Origin of the sequence: Bacillus sp. V3B (assembly GCF_024494465.1) — a bacterium.
GTDB lineage: Bacteria > Bacillota > Bacilli > Bacillales > Cytobacillaceae > Bacillus_BD.
Map to the genome: position 1 here is coordinate 1 of NZ_JAETXM010000070.1, position 1,402 is coordinate 1,402.

The following is a 1,402-nucleotide window of genomic DNA, read 5'->3' on the forward strand; positions in this document are numbered from 1 at the left end:
ACGGCTTCGTTTTTGAGATTTAAGCTTGCGTTAATATCCCGATCATGATGAGTATGACACTCTGGGCAATCCCACTCACGTAATCCGAGATCTTTAACGTCTTTATTTTTGTAGCCACAACAAGAACATAGCTGACTGGAAGGAAAGTTTTTCGCTACTGTAACGACTTGTTTTCCGTACCATTTCGCTTTGTATTCGATCATGGTTTTGAATTGTGACCAAGATACTTCACTGATGGCTTTTGCAAGGTTGTGATTCTTTAGCATATTAGACACCGACAAGTTTTCCATACCGATGATGTCGTGGTTTTTGACCATTTCGGTTGAAATCTTGTCGAGATAATCTTTTCTTGCATTAGCCATTTTTTCATAGATGCGTGCTACTTTCATCTTTGCTTTGTACCAGTTGGAGCCACCTATTGTTCGTCTACTCATAATTCGTTGTGCTTTGGCTAACTTTTCTTCTAAAGTGCGGAAAAATTTTTGGTTTTTATAAGGTGATGTTCCATCTGAAAGAATCACAAAATTTTTTAAGCCAACATCAACTCCAACGGCAGAGTTTGTTTTGGGCCATTCTTCTACTTCCATTTCAGTTGCTAAAGAAACAAAATATTTACCTGACGGATTGCGTCTAATGGTTGCACTTAATATGCGACCTGCGACTTCACGACTTTTGGCAAAGCGAACAAGACCAAGTTTAGGTAATTTGACGTAGTTGTCTGTTACAGCTATATTTCCATTCGTATGCTTGGTTGCATAAGACTGAACAGGCTTCTTTTTGGACTTAAAACGTGGTTGTTTGTTCTGTTTTTTGTAATAACGATCATAGGAGTCGCTTAGATTTTCAACAGACTTTTGCAAAGCAATACTATCCACTTCTTTTAAGAAAGAGTAGTGTTTTTTTAATTCAGGAAGTGCTTTGACCGTTTCGTATTTATTCAAACATGTACCTTTCCAACTATTTGTTGGAAGTTGACCATTCTGTTTCATCTCTTCAACGATATACCAATAAGTATCCTTATCTTTTTGTTTGCTAAGGAAAAAGTTGAATACAAAACGTGAACAACCAATGGTTTTGTTAATGAGTTCAGTCTGTTTTTTGTTTGGGTATATGCGAAACTTGTAAGCTTTGTTGACTAACATTGTAGAACACCCCCTTATCATGTATTATTATGATATACAATAATTATATTAGGTATCACTGTAATACACAAGGAGGATTGTAGTATGTCACAAGTTTTAAATATGCGTTATCCCAAAGAATTGTTGAAGCGTATTGATGCATTTAAGGAAAAGAAGGGTTTTACAACTCGTACTCAAACGATTATTTATCTCATTCAATATGCACTCGAACAGTCGGACAATCGAGATGGCAAGTAGCCATCCCTTGTCCGAAGGCGATT

2 protein-coding genes are annotated in these 1,402 nt (G+C 36.6%); one reads left to right on the forward strand and one right to left on the reverse strand.

Going from position 1 to position 1,402, the window contains the following annotated elements; all coding sequences use genetic code 11:
* On the reverse strand, positions 1 to 1,142 hold a 1,142-nt coding region (tnpB, locus tag JMM81_RS22550), incomplete at its 3' end, for an IS200/IS605 family element RNA-guided endonuclease TnpB (RefSeq protein ID WP_256243806.1).
* Positions 1,143 to 1,226: 84 nt separating this feature from the next.
* Here tnpB and JMM81_RS22555 point away from each other — a divergent pair.
* On the forward strand, positions 1,227 to 1,379 hold the full coding sequence (locus JMM81_RS22555) for a ribbon-helix-helix domain-containing protein (RefSeq protein ID WP_256243808.1): 153 nt from the start codon (positions 1,227 to 1,229) through the stop codon (positions 1,377 to 1,379).
* Positions 1,380 to 1,402 lie beyond the last annotated feature (23 nt).

Bases quoted from the DNA above. Each gene is read 5' to 3' on its own strand.
- JMM81_RS22555 (WP_256243808.1), top strand. From the start codon at position 1,227: ATGTCACAAGTTTTAAATATGCGTTATCCCAAAGAATTGTTGAAGCGT.